The 18,658-nt window shown below is 61.6% G+C and carries 20 protein-coding genes and 1 pseudogene; 3 read left to right on the forward strand and 18 right to left on the reverse strand.

What is annotated here, in order from left to right; translation table 11 throughout:
- Nucleotides 1–16: 16 nt before the first annotated feature.
- The 15 genes and pseudogenes from kdpA to pyk all read right to left on the reverse strand — a co-directional run bounded on the left by kdpA (nucleotide 17) and on the right by pyk (nucleotide 14,485).
- The gene (kdpA, locus tag QWI75_RS21920) at nucleotides 17–1,825 is read right to left on the reverse strand and encodes a potassium-transporting ATPase subunit KdpA (RefSeq protein WP_289271501.1); all 1,809 of its coding nucleotides are present in this window, start codon (nucleotides 1,823–1,825) and stop codon (nucleotides 17–19) included.
- Nucleotides 1,825–1,914: a potassium-transporting ATPase subunit F gene (locus tag QWI75_RS23020; protein ID WP_370693600.1), complete on the reverse strand. Its 90-nt coding sequence runs from the start codon at nucleotides 1,912–1,914 to the stop codon at nucleotides 1,825–1,827. The genes kdpA and QWI75_RS23020 overlap by 1 nt, the downstream gene beginning before the upstream one ends.
- 197 nt (nucleotides 1,915–2,111) lie before the next feature.
- Nucleotides 2,112–3,320 (reverse strand): outer membrane beta-barrel protein, encoded by a 1,209-nt coding sequence (locus tag QWI75_RS21925; protein ID WP_289271502.1) that lies wholly within the window; start codon nucleotides 3,318–3,320, stop codon nucleotides 2,112–2,114.
- 464 nt (nucleotides 3,321–3,784) lie between these two features.
- Nucleotides 3,785–4,354 carry a hypothetical protein gene (locus QWI75_RS21930; protein WP_289271503.1) on the reverse strand — a complete coding sequence of 190 codons (570 nt, stop codon included), beginning with the start codon at nucleotides 4,352–4,354 and terminating at the stop codon, nucleotides 3,785–3,787.
- A gap of 12 nt (nucleotides 4,355–4,366) precedes the next feature.
- Nucleotides 4,367–4,804 (reverse strand): Lcl C-terminal domain-containing protein, encoded by a 438-nt coding sequence (locus QWI75_RS21935; RefSeq protein ID WP_289271504.1) that lies wholly within the window; start codon nucleotides 4,802–4,804, stop codon nucleotides 4,367–4,369.
- Nucleotides 4,805–4,857: 53 nt separating this feature from the next.
- A complete protein-coding gene (locus tag QWI75_RS21940) occupies nucleotides 4,858–5,850 on the reverse strand; it encodes a site-2 protease family protein (RefSeq protein ID WP_289271505.1) in 993 nt (330 codons plus the stop codon).
- A 9-nt stretch (nucleotides 5,851–5,859) separates the two neighbouring features.
- A complete protein-coding gene (locus tag QWI75_RS21945) occupies nucleotides 5,860–6,702 on the reverse strand; it encodes an MBL fold metallo-hydrolase (protein WP_289271506.1) in 843 nt (280 codons plus the stop codon).
- On the reverse strand, nucleotides 6,692–7,219 hold the full coding sequence (locus QWI75_RS21950; RefSeq protein WP_289271507.1) for a macro domain-containing protein: 528 nt from the start codon (nucleotides 7,217–7,219) through the stop codon (nucleotides 6,692–6,694). The genes QWI75_RS21945 and QWI75_RS21950 overlap by 11 nt, the downstream gene beginning before the upstream one ends.
- Nucleotides 7,220–7,254: 35 nt before the next feature.
- Nucleotides 7,255–7,548, reverse strand: a complete 294-nt coding sequence (locus tag QWI75_RS21955) for a GYD domain-containing protein (RefSeq protein ID WP_289271508.1) — start codon at nucleotides 7,546–7,548, stop codon at nucleotides 7,255–7,257.
- Between the two features lie 532 nt (nucleotides 7,549–8,080).
- A pseudogene (locus QWI75_RS21960) lies at nucleotides 8,081–8,218 on the reverse strand (type II toxin-antitoxin system HicB family antitoxin); the annotation flags it as partial.
- A 292-nt stretch (nucleotides 8,219–8,510) separates the two neighbouring features.
- Entirely contained in the window at nucleotides 8,511–9,995 is a 1,485-nt protein-coding gene (locus QWI75_RS21965) for a M16 family metallopeptidase (protein WP_289271510.1), read from the reverse strand.
- Nucleotides 9,992–11,581, reverse strand: coding sequence for an insulinase family protein (locus QWI75_RS21970; protein ID WP_289271511.1), 1,590 nt, complete (start codon nucleotides 11,579–11,581; stop codon nucleotides 9,992–9,994). The genes QWI75_RS21965 and QWI75_RS21970 overlap by 4 nt, the downstream gene beginning before the upstream one ends.
- 44 nt (nucleotides 11,582–11,625) lie before the next feature.
- Nucleotides 11,626–12,270 (reverse strand): HAD family hydrolase, encoded by a 645-nt coding sequence (locus QWI75_RS21975; protein ID WP_289271512.1) that lies wholly within the window; start codon nucleotides 12,268–12,270, stop codon nucleotides 11,626–11,628.
- Between the two features lie 2 nt (nucleotides 12,271–12,272).
- Nucleotides 12,273–12,782 carry a hypothetical protein gene (locus QWI75_RS21980; RefSeq protein ID WP_289271513.1) on the reverse strand — a complete coding sequence of 170 codons (510 nt, stop codon included), beginning with the start codon at nucleotides 12,780–12,782 and terminating at the stop codon, nucleotides 12,273–12,275.
- Between the two features lie 251 nt (nucleotides 12,783–13,033).
- Nucleotides 13,034–14,485 (reverse strand): pyruvate kinase, encoded by a 1,452-nt coding sequence (gene pyk, locus QWI75_RS21985; protein WP_289271514.1) that lies wholly within the window; start codon nucleotides 14,483–14,485, stop codon nucleotides 13,034–13,036.
- Nucleotides 14,486–14,639: 154 nt separating this feature from the next.
- Between pyk and QWI75_RS21990 the strand changes: the two genes are divergently transcribed.
- The 3 genes from QWI75_RS21990 to QWI75_RS22000 all read left to right on the forward strand — a co-directional run bounded on the left by QWI75_RS21990 (nucleotide 14,640) and on the right by QWI75_RS22000 (nucleotide 16,419).
- Nucleotides 14,640–15,155, forward strand: coding sequence for a guanyl-specific ribonuclease (locus QWI75_RS21990; RefSeq protein WP_289271515.1), 516 nt, complete (start codon nucleotides 14,640–14,642; stop codon nucleotides 15,153–15,155).
- A 7-nt stretch (nucleotides 15,156–15,162) separates the two neighbouring features.
- Entirely contained in the window at nucleotides 15,163–15,636 is a 474-nt protein-coding gene (locus QWI75_RS21995; protein ID WP_289271516.1) for a barstar family protein, read from the forward strand.
- 369 nt (nucleotides 15,637–16,005) lie between these two features.
- On the forward strand, nucleotides 16,006–16,419 hold the full coding sequence (locus tag QWI75_RS22000; protein ID WP_289271517.1) for a YidB family protein: 414 nt from the start codon (nucleotides 16,006–16,008) through the stop codon (nucleotides 16,417–16,419).
- 51 nt (nucleotides 16,420–16,470) lie between these two features.
- On the opposite strand, the gene QWI75_RS22005 is transcribed toward QWI75_RS22000, so the two are convergent.
- The 3 genes from QWI75_RS22005 to QWI75_RS22015 form a co-directional block, all read right to left on the reverse strand.
- Nucleotides 16,471–16,671 carry a hypothetical protein gene (locus QWI75_RS22005; RefSeq protein ID WP_289271518.1) on the reverse strand — a complete coding sequence of 67 codons (201 nt, stop codon included), beginning with the start codon at nucleotides 16,669–16,671 and terminating at the stop codon, nucleotides 16,471–16,473.
- 992 nt (nucleotides 16,672–17,663) lie between these two features.
- The gene (locus QWI75_RS22010) at nucleotides 17,664–18,038 is read right to left on the reverse strand and encodes an endonuclease/exonuclease/phosphatase family protein (RefSeq protein ID WP_289271519.1); all 375 of its coding nucleotides are present in this window, start codon (nucleotides 18,036–18,038) and stop codon (nucleotides 17,664–17,666) included.
- 10 nt (nucleotides 18,039–18,048) lie between these two features.
- Nucleotides 18,049–18,645: an endonuclease/exonuclease/phosphatase family protein gene (locus QWI75_RS22015; protein WP_289271520.1), complete on the reverse strand. Its 597-nt coding sequence runs from the start codon at nucleotides 18,643–18,645 to the stop codon at nucleotides 18,049–18,051.
- Nucleotides 18,646–18,658: the final 13 nt, after the last annotated feature.

Raw genomic sequence — 18,658 nt, forward strand, 5'->3', positions numbered from 1 at the left:
TCGATGCTCCGCAGCGTCACGGCCGCGCGGCCATGGCCAGATGCTCGACGATCGGTCCGAGCGCCAGAGCCGGGAGGAAGGTCAAGGCGCCGACCATGATCACGACTCCGATCAGGAGCACCACAAACAGCGGGGTATGAGTCGGTAATGTGCCGGGGCCCGGGGGCACGAGCTTCTTTCGCGCCAGGGAGCCGGCCAAAGCCAGCGTCGGCAGGGCCAGCCAGAACCGGGAGATCAACATCGCCACGCCGCCGGTCAGGTTGTAGAAGGGCGTATTCACGTTGAGTCCGGCAAAGGCGCTGCCGTTGTTATTGCCCTGGGACGTATACGCGTAGAGGATCTCGCTGAACCCGTGCGCGCCGGGGTTCAAGATCGAGGAGCGGCCTGTCGTGGTGGCGGTCGCGATGGCGGTGAATCCGAGCACCACGATGGGCATGATCAGCACGAGCAGAGCGGCCATCTTCATCTCGTAGGGTTCGATCTTCTTCCCCAGATATTCGGGCGTCCGGCCGACCATCAAGCCCGCGATGAAGACGGCGATCAGGGCAAACACGATCATCCCGTAGAGCCCGGACCCCACCCCGCCGAAAACCACCTCTCCGAATTGCATGAGCAGCAACGGCACGAGCCCGCCCACCGGCGTGTAGGAATCGTGCATCGAGTTCACCGACCCGTTGGACGCAGCCGTGGTGGCGGCCGACCACAGAACGGAATTGACGATCCCGAATCGGGTTTCCTTCCCTTCCATGTTGCCGCCGGCCTGTTCGGTCCCGGGCTGCTGGTCAATTCCCAGCGCCGTGAAGACCGGGTTCCCGCTTTGCTCGGCCCACAACCCAAGCGGAATGAAACAGAGCAAGAGAATGGTCATCGCGGAAAGCAAGGCCCACCCCTGTCGCGTCTCCCCGACCATCATCCCGAAGGTGTAACAGAGGGCGGCAGGGATCAGCAGAATGCCGAGCAGTTCCAACACATTCGACAACGGGGTCGGGTTCTCGAACGGATGGGCCGAGTTGACGTTGAAGAACCCGCCGCCGTTGGTGCCGAGTTGCTTGATCGCGATCTGCGAGGCCGACGGGCCGACGGCAAGGATCTGTTCGGCTGTCACCGCCGGCTCTGTCTGGGGTTGGCCCCGGTCATCGAGGACCGGCCGGCCCAAGGCATCCATCACAGGCTTGGCAGAGTTGACGGGTTGCAGCAACGTGACGGTCTGGTACGAATTCATAGTCTGCACGACACCTTGGGACACCAAGAGGAGCGCGAACAGCGTGGCGAGCGGCAGAAGAATGTAGAGTAGGCTCCGCACCAGGTCCGTCCAAAAATTGCCGATGGTCTGCGCGCTGCGTCGCGCCAAGCCGCGGATCAAGGCGATGAGCACCGCCATGCCGGTCGCGGCCGACACAAAATTCTGCACGGTGAGACCCAGCATCTGTGTCAGATAGCTGAGCGTCGTCTCTCCCCCGTAGGCCTGCCAGTTCGTGTTCGTGACAAAGCTGACCGCGGTGTTGAACGCAAGATCAGGGGCCACGCCTCCCACGCCCTCGGGATTCACCGGCAAGACCCCTTGCAGCCGTTGCAATCCATATAGGACCAACAGCCCTGCTGCATTGAAGAGCAGCATCGCGAGGGCATAGGTTCTCCAATCCATTTCTTCGTCGGCACGCACGCCACACAGCCGATAGAACCCACGTTCAACCGGGCCGAGTATCCGGTCCACCGCGCAGGGTCGGCCCTCATAGACCAACGCCATGTACCAGCCGAGCGGCTTGACCAACGCCAGCAGTACGAGGAAGAACAATCCGATCTGACCCAGCCCGTTCGCGGTCATCAGAACCACTCCGCCTTGAGCAGGTCGACCATCAGATAGACGAGCAAGCCCAATGAGAGGAGGAGGCCGAGCAGGTACGTCATGTCCATCGAGGCGTCCTACAGCCGATCCAGCGCCGAGATCAGACAACCGGACAGAACGAAGAAGCCGACGGCCAGTGCGATCAGAAGAAGGTCCATGTGCCGCATCTCCAAAGGCAATCGCCGATGGTGTCACCCTATCAAATCGGGCGTAAAAACGGCGTCAATTTATTGACACCACATCCCCCCCGCCCAGCCGCATCGGTTCACGGCGAATCAAAGGTCCAGATCGCCCCGACGATCAGCATATGTTGAGCCGGAGTCAGGCCGATGACACCCGGCGCAATTTCGTTCCCCTTGAAGAACCCCCCACCCGCGCCGGTGGACTCGTCATAGCGATATTCGACCCGCAGGATCGTGTTCATCCATCGATACGGGAGCTTGTATTCCGCGGTCGTCGTGACCGCCCGAATGAACTGCTCGAAACCCGTCATAACGCCGTTCCGATCCCAGTAGACTTCCGGACGGACGGCGACCGCCCACGGCCCGGCAATGTGCCATCGGGCGGACAGCGAAGCGCCCGTATAAAATTGCCGGGGATTCCCCGGCGCGGTCGCACTCTTCTGCGTCCCTATCTGATAATCCAAGGCAACCGTGGCATCCTCGCCCTTCCATTCGACAATACTGTCCGCGAACAGGCGCCAAAACTCCACGGATGTGTCGGCTTGGTCAGGCCCGTAATACACCGTTTCCTTCCATGTCCATTGCGTCGTGGGCTTATACGCCACCTGCGCGCCGTAGCTGGGAAGGCTGTTCGCATTCTGCAGGTGAAAATAGTCATTGATCACGAAGACGGCGCCGGCCCATTGATCATTAAAGGAATATTGGGCATTGGCGCCCATCATCAGGTAGGGAGAATAGTCGGCGATCCAGGCGCGCGTGTAGTTGAAATTATTCTTCGCGTAGAGTGATTCGTAGCCGATAAGACTGTTAAAGATCCCCCCTTGCAGGACCAAGCCGTTTCCGACCGGAGCCAGATAGGACACATTGGCTAGCCCCAAGTGCCGCAACGCATCGGAATGGTCCAACTTGGGCAGGTTGACCCCAAATCCGAAGTCCTTCGCATCCTGTCCTCCCTGGGCCAAGAGCTCCATCCCCCAGCGGGATTGGACCGTCGCATCCTTGCGGATGTAAACGGCTCCCATATTGAGATCCAGCTCATTGACCCGCGTCGTCGTGCTGCGATTGCGAAACAAATGATTCTCCGGATAATTGAAGTTCAGGAGATACCCCAGATCCACAAACCCGCCGTAGTGCCACAACGGCGAAACCGCAAGATCCTGCTGCGGCAACCCGCCCTGCTTAGACGGCTCTTCCATGGCGCCGTTTTGCTGCCGTCGCTGATCGTTTGAGAGTGGGCCCAGGATTTCCTCACCCAAGACCGGCGTCACCACGATCCACATCGTCAGCACCATGATCCACCTAATAAGCTGCAAAACCCTCCGTTCCATGTAAGTAAGTCGCCGCTCCCTTCCTGACACCCTATCGCCGGATCAAGCCGCTCGTGATCCCTGAAGTCTCTTGGCTGATATCGTCTTCCCGGGGCTTGGCCGGCTCCGTTCGCCCTGCCGATCGTCCGCTCCCAAGATCGTGACGTGCAGAATCCACAGCAGTCCGGCCATACCCAGCAGTGGACCCAATGCTATCCACGTCATCATGCTCCCCCGTGGGACCGCCCATTGGCCGAGTGAGCTGTTGGTCCCACGTGTCATTTCGCTCATGACTCTACCAAGCGAGATGTCAGAACAGTGTTAATACGGATGCTACCCGCATAAAAACGGCATAAGAATATGTCGTCCCCGCGCAGTCCCCTCGCCGTATATGAATGAAAGAATGGCCGGTGGAACGGGTGAGGCGTCGTCAGAGGAAGGTATCGCGATCAGGAAACGGATGTGTCGTCGCTTCTGCTTCGGGACCACCAGTGCCATCCGAGCCAGCCCCAAGACGCGACCATCCCGACCCAGCCCACCAGAGCCACTCGCTGTGCAATCAGTTGGTCGGACATAAGCAGGCCCCAGCGCGCAAGAATCTCGGCCCAGTCATGTGCTCCACCGCCGGCCAGAGGCAGGACCTGCTCGCGTGCATCGGCCACGTACCTCGCGATGTTCACGAAGTTTTCAAAAAACCAGACGCCTGCGATTGCACAGGCCACCGTATCCCGCTGCCGCCAAACAGCCATCCACACGATCGCCGGCATGGCAAGCTGCCCCATGGTGCCTCCGTACAGTTCCAGCGTCGAACCCAACAGACCGAAGATCACGTGTCCCGCTTCATGGAAGACAAGATTGACATGGTCGAGAAAGAGAAATCCGTCCTCATCGGCCTTGAGAAAGAAGAAGAACCAGGCCAGGACGATGGAGCCTGTCACCATCTGCCAGTTAGGGACAGGTTTCCATGGAGTGCGGCTGATTCGAAGGGCGCAGGCGAGGATATCGCGGATGGTCGCCACAAACTTACGAGATCATTTGCCCAGCACGCACCAGAGCCGGCGCATGCCGGATTTCTGATCGGTCACGGCCTGGCCGGTAAGAAAACTCTGCTGCCAGGCCACGATGTCGTCCGTCGGGTGGGGCGTGGAGGTCCAGTAGATCTCCGAACGAATGCCGATGAATGGATGATCCGGGGGGAGCGACGGATCGTTCTGATCGGGGTCGACCAAGGTCTTGATTTCCTCGATCGTCGGAGGCCGCCAACCCTTCTGGCCGCCGACTTCTTTCGTGGCGCAGCGTTCGAGAGAGCGGCTCCAGATGTCATGTTCCCGGTCCGGTTCCCGTTCCCAGATCAGGCCGGTTTTCGTATCGCGGACCGCTTCGCCGTTGAACTCCAGCACGAACCGCTCGGCGCCCCGGGCTGGGTCGGTCCCGCTCAACAGAACGGCGGCGAGCAGGACGACCGACATTACTCTGCCACGCTTTAATTCCAATCTCGCCATCATACGACCTCTCGTGACAATCAATGCACCGAAAACGGAACCGGCGCGAAGGTGAGGATGAAAATCGCCAGCGCGAGCCAGCCAATGACGGTTCTGGTCACGCCCAGCTCATCCGACGGATCAAGCACAGGAGGATGGGATAACCCCAACAGCCCCGCCATGCCGACCCACAGGAACCAACCGGGCCAGCCCTGAAATCCCAGCACGATCAAGATCGGCACCGCCACCATCGCAATCGTGCGCTGTTTCTTTCCCCACAGGGCATAGGCGACGTGCCCGCCGTCGAGTTGCCCGATCGGGATCAAATTGAGCGAGGTCACGAAGAGGCCGAACCAGGCGGCGAATCCCACCGGATGCAAGATCACATCGGCCCGGGGCGGAATGTCGCCGATAATGAGGGACGACATGAATTGCAGGAGCAGCGGCTCGCCGAGATGCAGGCCAAATGTCTCATCGACCGTCACCACCTTCGACCATTTGAGTCCGATCGCCAACATGACCAGCGCCACGAGGAACCCGGCGATCGGGCCGGCCACGCCGATGTCGAAGAGCGCCTTGCGGTTCAAGATCGGCTTCATGCGGATGATCGCGCCGAAGGTGCCGATGAAATGCGGCGGCCCTGGAATAAACAGCGGCAGGGTCGCGGGAACCCTATGAATGCGAGAAAACAGGTAGTGGCCGAACTCGTGGGTTACTAAAATACCGAGCAGGGTCGCGGCAAAAGGAATCCCTTTCCACAGGGCGCTCGGGTCCTGTTTGAGAAACTGCCAAGGTCCTTGAAACGGATTGCTGTTGGTTTGGTAGGCGCCGGCCCACAGGGTCGTGAAGACCGTCAGAGCGAACAGGCCGAGGGGCAGGAGCAATCTCGTTCGCGAAGGCTCCTCTTCCTCTTCGTCATCCTCCACCGCCGTACCGGCAGCGGCCGGTTCGATGGTCCGCCAGCCATTGGGATCGCGGAACAGTGACCCGTTCGAGAGGGGATCCTGAGGCTCCGGTCTCGATTCCGGCTCCATGGCAACGCATCACGTCCCTCCGGCGAAGGGATTCTGCGCACGCTCCTCCCGAACCGTCGTCGCCGGCCCGTGTCCGGGAAACAGCACCGTCTCCGTCGCTAACGTTAACACGCGCCGTCGCACCGATTCCAGGTGGGTATCGTAGAGGGTGGCGGGGTTGGACCGGCCGATCGAGCCGGCAAACAACGTGTCTCCCACGAAACAGATCGGCTGGCCTCGATGGGTCAGTTTGTAGCAGAGACCGCCCGGTGTATGGCCCGGCGTGGTCAGACATTCGATCGTCAGGTCGCCGACGCGGATCGTCTTGCCGTCGAACGGCGTCACCAGCAGGTTTCGGGGCGGAGACCATTCCAACAACGGCTCGTCGCCGGTCCCCAGATAGACCGGCACCGGCCACTTCGCCAGAATCTGATCAATCCCTCCCGCATGGTCCACATGACCGTGGGTGAGACAGATGCCGACCAGTTTCAACCGACGCCGCTCCAGAAACGCCAACATCGCCGGCGCATTGTACCCGGTATCGATCAGCACCGCCTCGCCGCCGTTGTGAACGATGTATCCCTTCACCTCGTATCCGCCGATGTCGCCGCGAATGGTTTCCACCTGCATCAGCGGCGGAGTGGGCAACGGGCGCCATTGCTGGAGAGCGATTTGCCTGAGCTGGTCCGGGCGCAGCTTCAAGGCCCGCGCAATCGCGCCGACTTCTTCCACATGTTGCTCGGGCTTGCCGGTTTTCAGGGCATGCAATTCGGCTAGGGAGATGTCGCTCTTGTGCGCGAGCTGCACCTCGCTCAAGCCCTGGCCGACCCGGGCCTTGCTGACAATATCCCACCACTCGTCTTCAAGCGTCATATGCCGGCCTCTTGCCTGGCTGCATAAGTTCGTTGCGCCAGGCCGCAACCATCGCCGCATCGATATCGACCAGGATCACGTTTTGAAGCGATCGCGGGGACACCAACCGGATCGCCCGGATCATGTGCCGGGCCGCGTCCTCCGGCTCGACTCCTCCCACGCCGGTGCCCATGCCGGGAATCGCGATCGAGACGAACCCCTTTTCGTCCGCCAGATCCAGCGCCGCCTTGGTCGCACGCGAGACGTTCTCGGCCGGGATGCGCATGCCCGGCTCCGGCATGGTCGGCGCATGGATGATGCCCTTGAAGAGGGTCTTGCCGCCGGACGTGAGCACGGCCCGTCCGACCGCGATCGGCGCCTGCTTCACGGCCTCCTGTTCGACCTCGATGCCCGCGGCCCGTTTGATCACTCCCGCGACCCCGCCGCCCATGAAGCCATGGCTGTTGGCCGCGTTGACGATGACCTCGGCATTCGCGTCCAAGATGCTGCCTTGGATCACGGTGATGTGCAGGCTCATGGTACGACGATCCTTGTACGGGCGAAGCGGTGGCGTCAGCTCAGGCTCCCGATGATCCGCCGGTACTCCTCTTCGGAGTAGGCCTTCAGCGTCGTCGAACGGACATTGCCGAGCGAGCCCAACTTCAACGCAAAACTCGCCAGCTTGTCGTTGTTCGACATCTCGACGATGAGGACCAGGTCGTAGGCCCCCAGCGTCATGAAGAAGGATTTGACCTCTCCGCCCATGTCCTTCGCGAGTTTTTTTACCGCGTCCAGCCGCTTCGGCGAATCCTTGACGTTCTTGATGCCTTGATCCGTCCAGTTGAGGAGCATGACATAGGTCACCATGACATCCCTCCATACCAAGCTTCGCTTGAACCCGTGGCTCTTTTGAGTTTTATCGTTACTTTGCCACGGGAGAGACACCTCAAGGGATTCTTCTCCCTATTATTCATACCAAGCTATGCTTGAGCCGCCGGCTATTCAGGCGCAGCCTCTCTTGATTGTCGCCGGCGGAGAAGCACCTCAAGGGATTCGTGTCGATTGTCTTCTTGCCAAAGGACGCAGACCGGAACTCAGGGGAATCTAGTCTCACACAAGAGAGGCGGGAGAGTCCACGGGGCTCTTAAGGATGAGATTCTTCACCAAGATATGGTTGCAATTGCGGAGGGGGGCAAGCCATGAAAATCAAACGGCTGAAAGTGGGAGTTCGCCCATTAGAAGAGGGATTGCAGGAGTTCCGTGCGACGCTCAAGGCCCTTCAGGCTGGCAAGACCGTGCCCAAGCGAACGGGGGTCTATTTTGTCAGCGTGGAAGCCATGCGACAGGTGCTTACCCCGTCACGCTTGACCTTGCTTCACCTGATCAGGTCTCGCCGTCCTTCCTTGAGGGTCAGGCGCAAACTTTCGATCAGCGCTTCTCGCGTCTGCTCCTGGCAGTTCACACCGGGGACTTCCTCAATCCAGCCGATCCACCATCCTGCATCTTGCTTGATCACTGCGGTGTAATTCTGTCCCATTGCATATCCTCTTGTCTGCTGTTAGCCCAACTCCTCGCTTTCCTCTTCCGGGACACGCGGGCTGGTCTTCCCCCTGCGCGCATCGAGCAACCATCAAATTAATCCCTCAAAGCTTGCTCGTTGCTTCTTTTCCCGGAAGGGCACTCGTGCTGGTCCCACTGCGGCCATCGAGCGAGCGTGCTTCATAGCGCGCGGGCTCTGGGAGCAAGGGATCGGCACGAGTCGCCCTTCCATCACTTCCGATCGTGCGGGCTCTGCGAGCACCGGAAGAACTGCCCGCGGGCCCGCCCATTTACCCCTCCGGAGGCAGCTTGATCTCCCTCACGTCCCCGAATCCCGCCAGCGCCTTGGAAAGGGCTGCCGGCGATCCCACGGCCAAGACTTTCAACCGCTCGGGATGCAGGTGCGTCTGCGCGGCGCGGAGCAGATCCTCTTTGGTCAGCTTGACGACCTTGTCGCGAAGTTGCTGGAGCCAGTCCTTGGGAAGGCCGTCATATTCCAGATCCACCTGCCGGGCGACGATGCTGGCGCTGCTGGCGAACGAGAACACGAACGAGTTGACGAAGGACTCCTTGGCCTCTTCCAACTCCTCGGCCGTCACGGGCTCCCGGCGCATCCGTTCCACGTGATCCACGAACCGGCCGATCACCTCCTGCGCGGAGGCCAATTTGGTTTCCGCGCGCATGTACCAGAGCCCCTGTTCGTAGACGTTGGCCTGCAACCGGCTGCCGACGGAATAGGCCAATCCACGATTGGTCCGCACGTCTTTAAACAACCGGCTGCGGAACCCTGACCCGCCCAGGATATCGTTCACGATGGCGAGCGCCGGATAGTCCGGATGGGTTTCCTTGATCGTCAACGAGCCGGCCCGCAGGTGGGCCTGCGAGGTTTCCTTTCCCACATAGTGCACCAGCATCTTCGATTGGTTTGTCGATGCCGGCTGAACCGGCGGCAAGGTCAAGGTCGGCACATCCCCCTTCGCCCAATCGCCGAAGGTCTCCCGCAGCAGCGCGAGCAGCTCCTGCTTGTCGAAATCCCCGCTGACGCCGACGATCAACCCGTTGGGATGGATCGTCCGCCGATGAAACTCCGCCAGGTCGTCACGCGTGATTTTAGTCACCGATTCGACCGTGCTCTCGCGCGCATAGGGATGCGTCGGGCCGTACATGAGCTTGGCGAACTCGCGCGCGGCGATCGAGCCGGGCTGATCCTGCCGGCGTCGGATTCCCTCGATCGCTTGCAGCTTCGCCAACTCGACCCGTTCGGACTCAAACGCCGGCGTCCGCAGCAGGTCCGCAAAGATCCGCAGGCCGGTGCGGAGGTCCTTCTTCAACACATCGAGGGTGGCCGAGCCCGATTCCTCCCCGATGCTAAAGGAAATGCCGGCGGCGATCCGTTCCAGCTCCTCATCCACCTGCTTGGCCGACATCTTGGCGGATCCGCCGGTCCGCATCAGGTTGCCGGTCAACCCGGCCAGGCCGGTCTTCTCGGCGGGATCGAGCCATGAGCCGGTCCGCATCATGGCCGAGACGGTCACGAGTGGCAGCTCGTGGTCCTCCAGCAGAAACACGACCAGGCCGTTGTCCAGCACCAACCGTTCGACATCGGGCGGCGTGAAGGTCACCGGCTCGAACTTCATCTGGCGTGGATCGGGCAACGAGGCGGTCTCCCCCGCCGCGTGACTCAACGGCAGCATGGCCATCAGGCCGAAGAGGAGGACGATCCGCACGAGCAGCCGGGGTCCTGCGTCAATGGGCCTTCCGATCCTGCGGCTCATGGTCTGACCTCCGTCTCCTTCACCGGCTTTGTCCTGGCCATCGCGTTCGCGGCCGGGACCTTGACCAAGGTGGCGACCGTGCGATTGTTCTTGGTGAAGTAGGTGTTCGCCACCCGTTGGATGTCCTCCGGGGTCACCGAGGCGATCCGGTCCCGCCCCTTCACGAGGTATCGCCAATCGCCCGTGACCGTCTGGTAATAGGCAAGCGACCCGGCCAGCCCGCTGCTCGACCGCAACGATCGGAGGAGATAGGCATCCAGATTGTTGAGCACCTTCTCCAATTCACTCTTTGAGACCAGCTCGGTCTTCAGCCGCTCCAACTCGGCATAGATCGCCGCCTCGACCTCGGCCGTCGTATGGGGCGCCCGCGGGACCGCACTGATCGCAAACAGGTTCGGAAACTGCGCGCCGGGGAACGTCGTATCGCTGTCCACCGACACCGCGAGCTTCTTCTCCCGCACCAACCGCTCATAGAGCCGGGAGGTGACGCCGTCGGAAAGCACCGCCTCGATCACGTCGAACACATAGTCGTCGGGATGGCCGATGGCCGGCTTGTGATAGCCGATCAGCACGACCGGCTCCGCATCGAACTCCACCTCCACCCGCCGCTCGCCCCGCTGAACCGGTTCGACCGTCACGACGGACGGCGGCACCGGCCCCCGTGGTATCTTGCCGAACGTCCGCTCCACCAGGTCGATGACCTCGGGCGGGTTGATGTCGCCCACGATCGCGATCACGGCGTTGTTCGGCGCATAATAGCGCCTGAAAAAGTCCTCCGTCACGGCAGGCGTGAGGGTTTGAATGTCCGAGCCCCAGCCGATGGTCGGCGCGTGGTAGGGATGCGCATGAAAAGCCGTGGCCGAAAAGGCCTCGTACAGGAGGCCGGCCGGGCTGTCGTCGGTCCTGAGCCGCCGCTCTTCCATGACCACGGCGCGCTCTTTATAGAATTCCCGCATCACGGGATGGGCCATGCGGTCGGCTTCGATCGCGGCCCAGAGGGGCAGGCGGTTGGACGGCAGGCTGACCACGTAGCGCGTGACATCCTTCCCGGTCGAGGCATTCATCCCGACGCCCCCGTGCCGCTGGTAGAGCAACGGGATCTCATTCTCGACGACGTAGGCCCCGGCCTTCTCTTGAAGCTGCGCAAAGCGCGCTTCCAACTCGGCCACCTTCGCCTGCAGCGACGGTTCTTCCGGCGCGCCTTTGTCCTTCAGCGCGGCGACCTCCCGGCGCGCCTGCTCCAGCTCGGCGTTCAGACGGTCCAACTCATCCAACAACGGGCGCTCCTGCTCGTAGTTCGTCGTCCCGAGGCGGCGCGTCCCCTTGAAGGCCATGTGTTCATACAGATGCGCCACGCCGGTCTGGCCGGTCAGCTCGTTGACGCCGCCGACGCCGAATGTCACGTTGATGGACACGACCGGCGCATGGTGCCGCTCGACCATGAGCAGCGTGAGGCCGTTCGCCAGCCGATGTTCGATCACGCGGTCGATCAGGCCGGTCGAGGCAAAAACAAGGTCGAGGTTGAGGTTAAGGGTGAGCAAAAGGCCGAGGCATGTGATCACAATCCGGCCGGTTGTCCGTCTCACATGTTGCCTCGACCTTAGCCTCAGCCTGCATCTTGAGTGTTGTGTCATTCGAAAATCTCCATCAGTTCTTCCGGCCGTTCGATAAACCAATCCGGACGGCAGGCCTGCATCCGTTCTCGGTTGCCCATGCCGTAGCCGACCGCGCAGACACGAATTCCCGCATTGTGTCCGCCGTTGATGTCATTGGTGCTGTCTCCGATCAAGACGGCCTGCTCCCTGTCCACGCCCAACTGATCGAGGATGTGGAGCAACATGCCAGGCTCGGGCTTGAGCCCGAAGCCATTGTCGCCCCCGACGATGTAATCGAAGTGGTGGTCGCCCAGCCCCTTAAGAATCACCTTGGTGTACTCCAGCGCCTTGTTCGTCGCGACCGCCTTCGATTTCCGCGCGAAATGCGTCAGCACGGGCTCGACGCCGGGATAGAACCTCGTCCGATCCAGGCAATGTGCCAGATAATGGACGCGAAAGACTCGCAGCGCCTCCGCGTAGCGGATCTCGTCCATCTCGCCGACCGCGAGCCGCAGCAGGCGCTTGACCCCGTCCCCGACGAATCCAAAGATCTCCTCCTGCGGCCGTTCGGGCAAGCCGAGATCCCGCAGGGTCAGGTTGACGGCGTCCGCGATATCCCACTTGGATTCGACCAACGTGCCGTCGAGGTCAAAGATCAACAGCTTGACGGGAACGCGCATGGTTATTTGGCCTTCCGGATCGCCTCTCGGAGCGCATCCAATTGTTCTCGTTTGGCCAAGTCCGTTTCATCGAGCCAGGCCTGCCGGACGTGGTTGATCATCCGCTTGTGGCCGATGTGCGGCGGCAGCACGGGCTCGACGATACGCCAGCGATTCCGCACGGCCTTGACCCGCACCCGGACCACCTCCGGCCCCGGCTCCGGGATGAAAATTGCTTTCTCATAGTACACCAAGCCGAGCACCTTGAACTCCACCGGGATCACCACCTCCAGATTGTTCACGATCTCCCATTGGCTCGTTTCGTTGATGACCTTGAAGTCCTCGATGACGACGGCATGGCCCCAGACCGGCTCGTCCTTCCAGGCCACATAGGGAGCCACCGTTTCGTACGAGAGGGATTCCAACCGGGCGCCTTTCGAATCGAGCGTGAAATAGCGCTTCAGGATCTCCGTTGGATCATGCGTGAGGCCGCCCGACTGCGCTTGTACTTCCGCCACCATCAACAAGGACATCGATAGAGCCAGCAGGAGCTGCCACGCCCGCAGGATTCGTTTCCTCCTGTCTTCCAAATGTCGAGCCTGCGACAGGACATGAGGCGACCTTGCCGCCGAACCTGTCCACTCGCCGGGGAGGAAAGCGGGAACCGGGTACCCGCCTGGCGGGTGGGGAGTCCGCGAGGGAATTCCCGAAGGCTTCCCCCTGGCGGATACGAGCATCTGGTCCCTCGGCGGCGCTGGAGCCTCGATCCGGCCACAGGCGCGTCTCATCCCACCTCGTGCAGCTTCATCAAATTCGTTCCCCCCGGCCATCCGATCCTCGTCCCGGACAGGATCACGATGCGCTGGCCAGCCTTCGCCAACCCCTCGGCCTTCAGGCGGCGCTCGGCCTCGGTGATGCGTTCGTCGGTTTGCGCGATCTGGGCCATCGTGTGGGGCAGTACCCCCCAGTAGAGCGCCATCCGCTGCCGGACCGACTCAAACGGCGTGAACGCGATGATCGGAGCGGCCGGGCGCTGCTTCGACATGAGCCGCGCCGTCATGCCCTTCTCGCTGAAGACCACGATCGCGCCGGCGCCGATCGCCGCGGCGGCCGTGGAGGCCGAGGTGGAAATGGCTTCGGGAAAGGACATGCGGCCCTGGTCCGGCTGGGCGCGTCGCACGAACTTCGGCCCGGTCTCCACTTCCGCCGCCTGTACGATACGATCCATCACCTGCACGGCCTCGACCGGATAGTGCCCGATCGCCGTTTCGGCCGAGAGCATCACCGCGTCCGTCCCGTCGAAGACCGCATTCGCCACGTCCGAGGCCTCGGCCCTGGTCGGCCTCGGGCTCCGCGTCATCGACTCCAACATCTGCGTGGCCGTGATGACGAGCCGGCGGCGACGGTTGGCCTGGCTGATGATGCGCTTTTGCAGGACCGGGACGACTTCGGGCCCCATCTCGACCCCCAGGTCGCCTCGGGCGATCATGACCCCGTCCGCCTCCTCCAGGATCGCATCGAGCTTTTCCACGGCTTCGGCCCGTTCGATCTTGGCGATGATCGGCTGATCCCCGCCGCAGTCCTTCAGCAGCTTGCGGGCCTCCACGATATCGGCCGGGCCCCGCACGAACGACAGCGCGAGGTAATCTACGCCTTGCCGCACCCCGAATCGAATGTGCTCCCGATCCCGGTCGGTGAGCGTCGGCGCGCTGATGGCGGTGCCCGGAAGATTCATTCCTTTGTTGGAGCGCACCAGCCCCGGCGTGACCACCGTGCAGAGCACATCGGACGCTTCAATCGTCACCACGCGCAGCTCGATCAGCCCGTCGTCGATGAGAATCCGCGCGCCCGGCTTCACATCCCGGCTCAGGTGGGGATAGGTCACCGGCATCTCCGTCTCGGAGACGGTTCGGCCCGCGTGATAGCCATGTTGCCCGCCGGAGCGCAGGGCCGAGCCCACTAACCGTACCCGCTGGCCAGGCTGAAGGTGAATCCCCTCCGGAGCCAGCAGGCCCAGCCTGATGCGCGGCCCTTGCAGATCTTGAAGAATGGCGATCGCCCGTGCCCGCCGGTCGGCCGCCTGCCGGATCAGATCGATGGTCTTGGCATGTTCGTCGAGCGTGCCGTGCGAGAAGTTCAGCCGCGCCACGTCCATTCCGCAGTCGAGCAACTGTTGCAGGCTGTCGAGCGAGCGGCTCGCCGGACCGATCGTGCAGACGATTTTGGCTTTTCGCATGAGATTGAAGAGCCGGCCTAGCCGGGCGGGCGAGAGCTCTTGACGTTCGCGGAGATTGTAACAGAGGGGTCCGGGGGTCGCAATGAAAGCACGGCGGAGCGCGTCCTCGGTTTATTGTGCCGGTTCGCAGAGAAGTGTTACGGTGTTCCCGGCCATGCGGACGATAGAACCACGCAGCTATCTCGCGAGGGCGGCGCTGCTCCGATCGAGCTTGGCGGCGATTCTGTTGATCGCCGGATGGGACGTTGATCACGCGCGCGCTGTCCCGCCGCTTTCGGAACAACAGACATCGGTTGAGGTTGCCGCTTCGCCCGCTGATCGATCCGTTCTGGCTGATCCGCTGGATCGCGCCGCGGATGGCACCGGCACACATGTCGATGTTGCTCCAGAGTCTGAAAGCGACCGGCGCGTGGAGGGAGTGCCGGCCACGGCCTACGAAGTCTTGGCGGCGATTCAGCGGAACAGCGGGAAGCCGCCGCCCGGCTATGTCGGAGGCCGGACATTCATGAACCGTGAGCGGCGCCTCCCTTCGGGCCGATATCGCGAGTACGATATCTATCCGCTCGTGCCGGGCAGAAATCGAGGGGCCGAGCGCATTGTGGTGGATCAGCGCAGCGGCAAGGCCTACTACACAAGCGACCATTACCGAACTTTTATTCCTATGAACTGAGGACCTGATGCCGGCACATCATCGATTGCAGTCTCTCACATCTCCCTGGGTCTATCTGCTGGTGCTGAAGCCGGATGAGACCGCGATGGCGCGGCTCACGCCGCCGGGCGATCTCGCGGTCAAGACGCTGGACGGCCGCGCCTGTCGCACAAAGGACGGGCTGCTCAAGGAACTCGCCGTCACCCTGGCCTTCCCCGATTACTTCGGCGAAAACTGGGACGCGCTGGAAGAATGCCTCTGCGACCTCTCGTGGGTAGCCGGAACCGGCCATCTGTTGTTGATCGAGCAGGCGGAGGCGCTGCTCGCGGGGGCGGACAAGGACTATCGGACCTTCATCAGCATCCTGCGCGCGGCCGGCGCCTACTGGGCTTCAGAGGAGGCGGGCCGCTCTCCTAAGCCGTTCCATACTGTCTGCGTAGTGACGGAGGAGAGAAAATCGGCCCGCCGACGCTGGGGCTTGCCTCTCTGGAAGGGCCGATGACAGGAGGCAGCTCACCTTGATAGAGTCAGATGCCCCAGCAAGTCCGACGAGGCCACAAGACTGAAAAGGAGACTGGGTGGACAATCACGTGAGGTGTTTCTCCGGCGTCCTCTTGAAGGCAGAGGAATGGAACCATGTGCTAAGAACCATGTGCTAAGGGGCCTCTCCGCCGGTTCAGTTACAAATAACGAATAGCCGGCGGTTCAAGCGTAGCTTGGTATAAACGAAGAAAGGCGAACTGGAGGAGTTTCTCCGCGGGCATCATGTTCTCAAAAGCGATAAAGAGCCCGCGGTTCAAGCGAAGCTTGGCATAGAGGGGTTGCGCCCGATGAGCCGCCGGGTCTAGCGAAGCTTGGTATGGAGGGTCCCATGGGACTGTTTGATCAACTGGCGCAGACCGCGACATCCATGCTCGGTCAAGGCGACGGGAAACCGGATCAACTCGTGCAGGTGATGACGCAACTGCTGGGGAAGGACAGCGGCATCGGCGGCTTGAACGGGCTGATCCAAGCCTTTCAGAAGAGCGGGCTCTCGGAGATCGTCAATTCCTGGGTGAGCACGGGCGCCAATCTTCCCATTAGCCCCGAGCAAGTCAAGCAGGGCTTGGGCGGTCAGCTCCTTCAACAGTTATCCGCCGGCACAGGGCTCTCCCCGGAGGCCTGCAGCAGTCAATTGTCGAGCTTGCTCCCGACCCTGGTGGACAGCCTGACGCCTGAAGGAAAAGTGCCTGAGTCCAATTTGCTGGAGCAGGGTTTGAGCCTGCTGCGCGGGAAGCTTGGATAATGGGAGAGTGGTTGACCGGAACCTGCGATACTCGTCATCCGTTGGGTTGGGTCATCCGACGCCGGCAGGGTCGGACCGTAGTTGCCCCTCGACCGGATACACGCGCTTCAGCCCGGCTCTGAGGCGGGCATGATAGACCTCCGAATGCGCCTGACAAATCCCATGGGACACCCGCTGATCCACGGTGGGATGGATCTCCCTTATGAACCCGGGCTTCCCTTCTCTCTGACACCAGGCGCACACGATCTTCATGAAAAGGCTCCAATATCCTGTCGCTTCAATCATCCCGTGAACGATCTCCTCATCGTACCGCCCACACTCTCGAATGGAGCAAATTTCAGACCGCCTGGCGTACATTGAGAACTCCAAGAGTTTTCAATGACTTGTCTGTCTGAACTCCGGCCAGACCACAGAACTGTATCTGATCCGATGGACGACTGTATCTTTTCGGTTGGACAACCCGTCTACGGCTGAGACCAGCGGTCTTCGCGTCCTGTCCTGGATTCGGTGTCCTGTCTGGTCAGCCCTTCACCGACTCCAACAGGGACCAGCGGACAAGCAAGCTCGGTCTCGTGGTCACAGTTCTTCAGGTAGGTCCTGACGTGCGTCCAACAGATGCCATGAGTGGTTCGTGGGTCGTCGAACGGACTGGTTTCCCCAATTAGTCCCATCCGCCCTTCCCGCTCACACCAGGCACAAACAAGCAACATGGTCGGTGCTCCCGGTTTGCCTTGCTTACGACTCTCAGCAAGTCCCGGGCCGGACGGATGCCACAGCTATTTTCGTGCGCTTTTCGCGGACTTTGGTTTCCAGGAGGAGTTGGGGAATGTGAATGGGCCTGATAAGCGGGTGAAGGAATGTATGGTTCCGCCGCGCGAAATCGCACGATTTCGCGCGGCCCCCCTGGTAACTTCCCTAGCCCACATTATTCATGAACGCTTCTACTGCAACCGCCGATACGCCGCTGCGACAAGCCCGCATGCGCCTCTGGGGCATGCGGGCGGGCAGGCTCGCCCCTCACGGCCTCAACGTACTGTTTCAAGTACGCCTCCGCCGCAAGGGGCTCCGCGTGCCCGTCTCGCTTGGCGTCTCAGTGGTTTCGTGACGAACCGTCATGAATAATGTGGGCTAGGCCATGGTGTCCAGCATGATTCGGTCAATTTAGAGCCTCACCCAGCGCCCCGGACACTTCGGTTTCGTCCCAGAGGTAGAGGCGGCCGCTTTGTCCACTACCAGTACGGTCGTCACGGAATCTGAAAATCTGCCACGACCGGCGCATGGTCCGACTCGGGAAACTGGGTGTCGTCTCGGAAGGCCCCGGACTCGTCCGGCAGGATCTCGTTGTGAACCTCCGTGCCGCGATACCAAGGGAGAAGTGCCCGCGAGACCAGGATATGGTCCAACATGTGCCCTCGCCCCAAGTGGAGCAGTGAATAGCGGGCCAGTTCGGGAATGCTCTGTTCGCAGGGAATCATGACGCTGGGGCAGAGGTCGGGATTGCCGGTCTCCTCAATCCGCCCTCGAATCGCCATCATCGGCACATCGTCCAAATCCGCATTGAAGTCGCCGCAGCAGGCGATCCAGGGTTCGGGTGTCCCAGCAAAGAGGCCGTCGATCACCCGGCGGATCTCAATGGGCCTGCCCCACCCGCTTCATCGAGGAAAGGAAATAGCCTTCAGCCCATCCGGACGCGCTTCGCCAGGTATATTGGTCCTTTTGCTGTCCTGGAATATCGCTCGGCAGCTTGGATTTGAGGTGCACGTTGATGACATGCAGGACCAGGCCTCCGCCCTGGTCGAGTTGCACAACCAGCAGGGGCCGCTCCCATTCCACGCGTTTGGCCTCCAGCTCCAGCGGCTGCGCCGTGACCTTGCGGTAGAGCGGCATGCCCTCGGTGGAACGGATCTGCTGCGTCTGCAGAATCGGAAACCGACTGAGGACCACGAGGTTGCGCGCATCATAGGGAACGCCCGTGACAGTCTTGGTGTGGGTCAGGTGGAAGAACTCATAGGGAGTGCCGGCGACCAGCGTCCCGAGAGCCGCCAAGGTTCTGGGGCCGGTGGCCGGTTCCTGCCCGTTCACTTCCTGCAAGCACAACACGTCGGCCCGCAGCCGCACCAGCGCCTGCCGCAGGTACGGAAGGCGAACGGCAAGCGCCGGTTTCTCCGTGGGCTTGTCATCGAGATTTTCGAGGTTGAAGGTCGCGAGGCGCAGTGAAGTCGGCATGGAGGGCTCCTTC

The organism is Nitrospira tepida (genome assembly GCF_947241125.1).
In the GTDB taxonomy this organism is placed as follows: Bacteria; Nitrospirota; Nitrospiria; order Nitrospirales; family Nitrospiraceae; genus Nitrospira_G; species Nitrospira_G tepida.

Bases quoted from the DNA above. Each gene is read 5' to 3' on its own strand.
- QWI75_RS21955 (WP_289271508.1), bottom strand. From the start codon at position 7,548: ATGGTGACCTATGTCATGCTCCTCAACTGGACGGATCAAGGCATCAAG.
- QWI75_RS21965 (WP_289271510.1), bottom strand. From the start codon at position 9,995: ATGAGCCGCAGGATCGGAAGGCCCATTGACGCAGGACCCCGGCTGCTC.
- QWI75_RS21935 (WP_289271504.1), bottom strand. From the start codon at position 4,804: ATGTCGGTCGTCCTGCTCGCCGCCGTTCTGTTGAGCGGGACCGACCCA.
- QWI75_RS21995 (WP_289271516.1), top strand. From the start codon at position 15,163: ATGCCGGCACATCATCGATTGCAGTCTCTCACATCTCCCTGGGTCTAT.
- QWI75_RS21940 (WP_289271505.1), bottom strand. From the start codon at position 5,850: ATGGAGCCGGAATCGAGACCGGAGCCTCAGGATCCCCTCTCGAACGGG.
- QWI75_RS21945 (WP_289271506.1), bottom strand. From the start codon at position 6,702: ATGACGCTTGAAGACGAGTGGTGGGATATTGTCAGCAAGGCCCGGGTC.
- QWI75_RS22005 (WP_289271518.1), bottom strand. From the start codon at position 16,671: ATGAAGATCGTGTGCGCCTGGTGTCAGAGAGAAGGGAAGCCCGGGTTC.
- kdpA (WP_289271501.1), bottom strand. From the start codon at position 1,825: ATGACCGCGAACGGGCTGGGTCAGATCGGATTGTTCTTCCTCGTACTG.
- QWI75_RS21975 (WP_289271512.1), bottom strand. From the start codon at position 12,270: ATGCGCGTTCCCGTCAAGCTGTTGATCTTTGACCTCGACGGCACGTTG.
- QWI75_RS23020 (WP_370693600.1), bottom strand. From the start codon at position 1,914: ATGGACATGACGTACCTGCTCGGCCTCCTCCTCTCATTGGGCTTGCTC.
- QWI75_RS21950 (WP_289271507.1), bottom strand. From the start codon at position 7,219: ATGAGCCTGCACATCACCGTGATCCAAGGCAGCATCTTGGACGCGAAT.
- QWI75_RS21980 (WP_289271513.1), bottom strand. From the start codon at position 12,782: ATGTCCTTGTTGATGGTGGCGGAAGTACAAGCGCAGTCGGGCGGCCTC.
- QWI75_RS21925 (WP_289271502.1), bottom strand. From the start codon at position 3,320: ATGGTGCTGACGATGTGGATCGTGGTGACGCCGGTCTTGGGTGAGGAA.
- pyk (WP_289271514.1), bottom strand. From the start codon at position 14,485: ATGCGAAAAGCCAAAATCGTCTGCACGATCGGTCCGGCGAGCCGCTCG.
- QWI75_RS22015 (WP_289271520.1), bottom strand. From the start codon at position 18,645: ATGCCGACTTCACTGCGCCTCGCGACCTTCAACCTCGAAAATCTCGAT.
- QWI75_RS21990 (WP_289271515.1), top strand. From the start codon at position 14,640: ATGCGGACGATAGAACCACGCAGCTATCTCGCGAGGGCGGCGCTGCTC.
- QWI75_RS22000 (WP_289271517.1), top strand. From the start codon at position 16,006: ATGGGACTGTTTGATCAACTGGCGCAGACCGCGACATCCATGCTCGGT.